Annotated in this window: 5 protein-coding genes; 1 reads left to right on the forward strand and 4 read right to left on the reverse strand. The window is 69.6% G+C overall.

Annotated elements, in window-relative coordinates:
• The 3 genes from AX681_RS09070 to AX681_RS09080 form a co-directional block, all read right to left on the reverse strand.
• A partial coding sequence (locus AX681_RS09070) for a phage tail protein (RefSeq protein ID WP_197424267.1) occupies window positions 1-981 on the reverse strand: 981 nt, incomplete at its 3' end.
• A 1-nt stretch (window position 982) separates the two neighbouring features.
• Complete coding sequence (locus tag AX681_RS09075; RefSeq protein WP_066657024.1) at window positions 983-1,357, reverse strand: hypothetical protein; 375 nt, start codon at window positions 1,355-1,357, stop codon at window positions 983-985.
• Complete coding sequence (locus tag AX681_RS09080; protein WP_066657022.1) at window positions 1,354-2,160, reverse strand: DUF2163 domain-containing protein; 807 nt, start codon at window positions 2,158-2,160, stop codon at window positions 1,354-1,356. The genes AX681_RS09075 and AX681_RS09080 overlap by 4 nt, the downstream gene beginning before the upstream one ends.
• 52 nt (window positions 2,161-2,212) lie before the next feature.
• Between AX681_RS09080 and AX681_RS09085 the strand changes: the two genes are divergently transcribed.
• Entirely contained in the window at window positions 2,213-2,704 is a 492-nt protein-coding gene (locus AX681_RS09085) for a hypothetical protein (RefSeq protein ID WP_066657020.1), read from the forward strand.
• Between the two features lie 6 nt (window positions 2,705-2,710).
• Here the strand turns inward: AX681_RS09085 and AX681_RS09090 are convergent, their stop codons facing one another.
• Complete coding sequence (locus tag AX681_RS09090; protein WP_066682092.1) at window positions 2,711-4,993, reverse strand: DUF2460 domain-containing protein; 2,283 nt, start codon at window positions 4,991-4,993, stop codon at window positions 2,711-2,713.
• Between the last annotated feature and the right edge of the window lie 77 nt (window positions 4,994-5,070).

Consider the following 5,070-nt stretch of genomic DNA (forward strand, 5'->3'; position numbering starts at 1 on the left):
GGCGGACAGCGCGGCGGGCAATTCGATCCGCCGTTCGCGATCCTGCCCCTGCGGGTCGGTGGCAATCTGCACCCCGGCCTGATAGTCGCGCGCCGGGTCGTAATGGCTGATCGCCACCCGGCGCGGCACCTGATCGGGTGCGGCGATCGTCCGCTCCACCCCGCGCCCGCTCGCCCCGGGGTCGGCAATCACCGTGGCGCCGCCCTCTCCGCTGGCCAGTACAAAGCGATCGCCCGCCACCACCGGCCAGGCGCCGCTCGCCTCGATCAGCGGCGCAATCGCCCCGCGCACCGATTCGCCATAGCCCGAATAGCCCTCGATTGGCAGCACCGCCTCGCCCGCGTCGACCCTCCCGCCCGACAGCGCCGCCACGATCGTGCCCGCCGTCACCGCACCGGAATCGGCCACCACTTCGAAACTCAACGCGGGGATGCGATTGCCGAATTCCTCCAGCTCCAGATTCTCGAACACGGCATAGGCGATGCCGCGATGCGCGGGTGCCGATCCGGCTCCCTCGGCGGATGCGATCAGCGGATCGACCGCCTGATCCTCTCCGCCAAAGTGCAACCGGAACCCGGTCCGCACCTTCCAGTCGCCCGCCGCGCCGCGCACCAATTTGCCGTCGGCCCAGATGCGCCCGACCGACAGGATCGGCCGCGCCGACAGCGCCACCGCGAACGACGCGGTATAGCTATAACTGGTCACCGTCGGGCGCCCCTTGCCGCCCTCGCGCTGGCGATGCTCGACCAGATCGGTCGCCCAGATCACCGTTCCCGCGACCCGCAACGTCCCGAACAGCTGCGGGATCGGCGTGCCATAGCTCGACGTCTGCACCGCCAACTCGGTCAGCCGCGGCCCCTCGCGCCCCTTCGGCTTGAACAGCAAGTCGCGATCGACCGCCTGGCCGGCAAGGCTGCCCAGCATCGCCCCGATCGGCCCGCCGAACAGGCCACCGACCGTCATCAGCACCAATGTCGCCATCTCAATCCTCCCCGCGTCGCCAGCGCGCCAGCTCGGCCCAGGGCGGCACGCCCGGCCGCTCGACCACCCGGCGCAGCGCCGCATCGGCATGAATCACGCCCTCATCGCTCGCGATGGCGAGGTGCAGCTGCCCTGCCCCGGCATCGAACAACACCAGATCGCCCGGCTGCGGATCGCCCACCCGTACCAGCCCCGCCGCCGCAGCTGCGTCAGCCACCTGCGCCAGACGCCCCCCGCGCAGCGCATAGCCACGCGGCACCGCAATCCCGTAAGCCAGCGCCGCCAGCCCGACACAGTCCAGCCCGTGCGCCACGCAGCGCCCATGCAACCGAAAGCGCGCGCCGATCGCACCGCGCGCCCGCTGCAGCGGCGTCATCCGCCCGGATAGCGCGTCAGCAGGTCCACCCCCGGCAGATACGGCTCGCCCCGGAAATTCGCCGCATTGCCGAACCGCCCAGCGCAGGTCGCGATGCTCTTGTCGCATCCCTCGCTCACCTCCACCAAGGCACCGACCGCCTCGAACCGCGGCGCACGCCGCAGGGTCACGACATCCCCCGCCGAAGCCGCAATCAGATCGCTCAGCCCGCTATTCGTCCCGCCGAACCAGCGCAGCCGCCCGCCAGCCCATCCACCCGCCACCGGCTCATGCGAATCCAGCGTGAGCACCGCCCCCTCGACAGCGATCACCCGCGCGAACCGCCGCCGGCCCGCCATCGCGACGCGGCACCTCTTGTCGCCCAGCTCGGCGCGGCATTCGGGCGAGGTCATCTCGACCACCGGCGCATCCAGCGCCGCCGCCGCCCCGCGCAGCTCGGCGGTCAGCACACCATCGCGCGTCTCGACCGCCCCGATCGTCCCGCTGCCCAGTGCGACGACTTCACCCGGCGCGGTCCAGTCGACTGCAAACAGGCTGATCCGCGCGCCATCCCAGCGCCCGGCGAGCAAATCCGCCTCGCTGATCGCCGCCCCGGTCAGCGCCCCGGTCACATCCATGCTGTCGGCATCCAGCCCCGCGCCGCGCCGGATCGCCGAGGGCGTCATCCCCGGCGCCGCGCGATAGTGAAACCCATCCACCTCCAGATCGCGATCATGCGCCGTCAGCCCGATCGCTACCCCATCCCGCCGCTCGATCCGCCAGCAATAGGCGATCGTGGCGAGCGGCTCGTTCAGCCAGTTCATCAGCGTCTTCCTTGACCTTGCGTGGACGCAATGCGGACGGCACGCTGAACCGATGCTCAGCTGGCTCCGCACCATCTCCGTGATTGCGCTCTTCATTGCGCCGCCCGCGATGGCATGCTCGATGGGGCCAATCCGGTCGGAAACCGGCGCGCTCGACTATGCGCGCCAGTCCTATGGCCTCGCCGCGCTTGTCGTGGACGCCGAGGTCGAGAAACCGATGAACCTGGGCGACGATTGGAAGCCGGGCCTGCTGCCCGCTGCCCGCCTCAAGATTCTTCGGGTTCTAAAACCCGGCGGACCGGGCATCGTCGAAGGCTCGAGTATCGCCGTCGCCTATCTCGACTCCTGCTCGATCGCCTTCACCCGTGTGGGTCAGCGCGTCCGCATACTGCTTGATGGCGGCGGGATGATCTTCGTGGCGGATTCGGGGATGAACGGCGCCGCGATCTGGGACGCGAAGCTCGGCGCACTGTTCGACCGCGAGATCGATCGTCTCGCGGGTGTGCCGCGACCCACAGGCTTGGATCCGCTGGGGGCCGAGTGACCGCGCTTAATCTTCCCTGACCTCCACCAACGGCACGCTCGGCGCCGCCCCCGCCATGAACGTGGCCCGGTTCACACTCAGCGAATCCTCCGCGAACCGCACCGGCACATCGAACCGGAACCCCGCCGTCACCACCGTCCCATCCCCCGGCGGTTCGTCCAGCACGACCATTCCGCCCGCATCCACTGCGAACGCCGCCGTCTCGACGCCATCGACTGCCACGCGCACGCTCCCCGCCACCGGTCGGGTGATCCGCCGCGCGACATCGCCATAGGATTTGACCAGCGCGAACGCCTGCCGCTCCCCGTCACCCTCGCCCAACACCTGATCGAGCGGCCCCGGCGCACCGTCATCGTTCGAGCAATCATCGAACGGATCGCGCAACCGAAACCCGCGCGCCGGCCCCATCCGCGCCCGGTAAAACCCCAGCAGCGCCCGGATATCCGCCTCGCTCCGCACCCCCGGCCCGACATCGTACCGGGTCCGCGCCTGCGCCCAGGCGGCGTTGCGCGCCTCATGCCCGCCCGCGCTGGTCAGGATCGCGGTCGACACCTCGGGCGCCACCTCCGCCTCGCGCCCCAGCGCAATCGGGAACAGCACATCATCGAATGCCTGCATGTCTTCCTCCTGATCGAAGGTCACGAACCCGTCGCGGATCACCTGCGGCAGTGCCCAGATGAACGTCGCCGCCACACCCCGCGCACGCGCCGCATCCGCCGCACCGGCAATCCCGCGCCACTGCGGCGCATCCTCGGGGTTCAGCACGAACCCCGCGAAATAATGCTGTCGCTCGACCGGATAGCCCAGCCGCGCCTGCGCCAGCGCCACGCCGCGCGCGCTCGCCACGGCATTGCCCACCGCTGCCCAGTCATAATCCTCCAGCTGCAGCACATTGAACGCCGGATAGGCCCAGCCGACCGGCAAGTTCGCCCGCATCGCCTCCGGCGCTTCGCGATCGAGCACCGTGGGCAGATAGGCGAGCAGCAACAGCTGCGCCGCCGGAGCCACGCCACGCACCGCCGCGCCCAGCGCCGCCGTCGACGCCGCCAGCAACGCACCCGCCGAGTCGAGCACGTCGGTGTCGGGATCGCCCCGCACATTCTGCTCCGCCGGATCGCCCAAAGCCGCCTTCGCCGCGTCGTCATGGATGCACAGCCGACCATCGGCCATCACCCACCACCACGGCTCGCCGACCTGGAACTTGACCGTCAGCCCGGCGTCCTGCGCGATCCCGACAAACGCCGCCGCCACCGCCTGCAGATACCCCATCGCCCCCGCATGCGCCGGGGACAGCAGGGTCGAGGGCGGCTCCCATCCGGTCAGTGCAGGCGATCCATCGAACGCCCGCTGCTTCCAGTCGCCCCAGCAATGCGCGTCGAACAGCTCATAGGACAGCGACCAGATCACGCCGAATCCCAGCGCCCTCGCCCGCGCCGCGAAATCGGCATGCCACGCGCCACACGGGCCATTCAGCGCCCCGCCGGCGAGGCTCGCAAAATAGCCGCTCGCCACCGCCTCGAGCCGGAAATAATGGCTCATCCCGACATAATGGACGATGTCCCCGCGATACCCCAGTTGCAGCGCATTGCGCAGCAGTCGTTCCGGCGTGACATGATAGCTGTCGTCATAGCCCGAGCAGATCGACAGCCCATGTTCCGGCACCACCACATCGCCGATCGCCAGCACCGCCCCCGGCCCCTCGACCGCGATCTCCGACAGCTCGACCCAGCCCTCGACCGGCGCCGCCAGCGCCGCATCGTCACCGGTGTATCCCGGCGGCACCAGGCTCACGAACATCCGGTCGACATCGCCCGCCCACACGGGATCGGCTTCATCCGGAAGCACGAACCCGCCCGCAACGGTCGCAAGGTCGAGGCTGACGACGCAATCCTCCCGCGTCCCCTCGGCATAGTTCCAAAGCCGGACATACCAGGCGCGCGGCTCGCCCGCCGCATCACGCCCCTCGATCGTCAGCACCGGGCCGTTGACCGCGTCGAGCGCCATCACCCCCGCCGACCGCCAGCGAAAGCGCAACCGACACCCCCGATAATCCCGGCTGGTCTCATAGGAGAGCAGCGGGTGGTCATGCCGGTCCACGCTCTCCCAGATCAGCCCCGCCAGATCATTCTGGCGATAGAAGACCGCGTCCACGCGCAATGCGTCCGGCGCAATCGTCACCACGCTCGCCATCATCGGTCGCGGAAAATTGACCGTCCAATAGGCCGGGTCAAAGCGCGACATCACCCCCGCCGCCTGCACCGTCCGCGCGGACGCCAGCCAATATGCCATTGTCGCCTGCCCCCTTCTTCTCCCCTCCCGCTTGCGGGAGGGGAGAAGAAGGGGGCAGGCGACAATGGCATATTGGC

Origin of the sequence: Sphingomonas sp. CCH9-E2 (assembly GCF_001557215.1) — a bacterium.
Taxonomy (GTDB): Bacteria; Pseudomonadota; Alphaproteobacteria; order Sphingomonadales; family Sphingomonadaceae; genus Sphingomonas.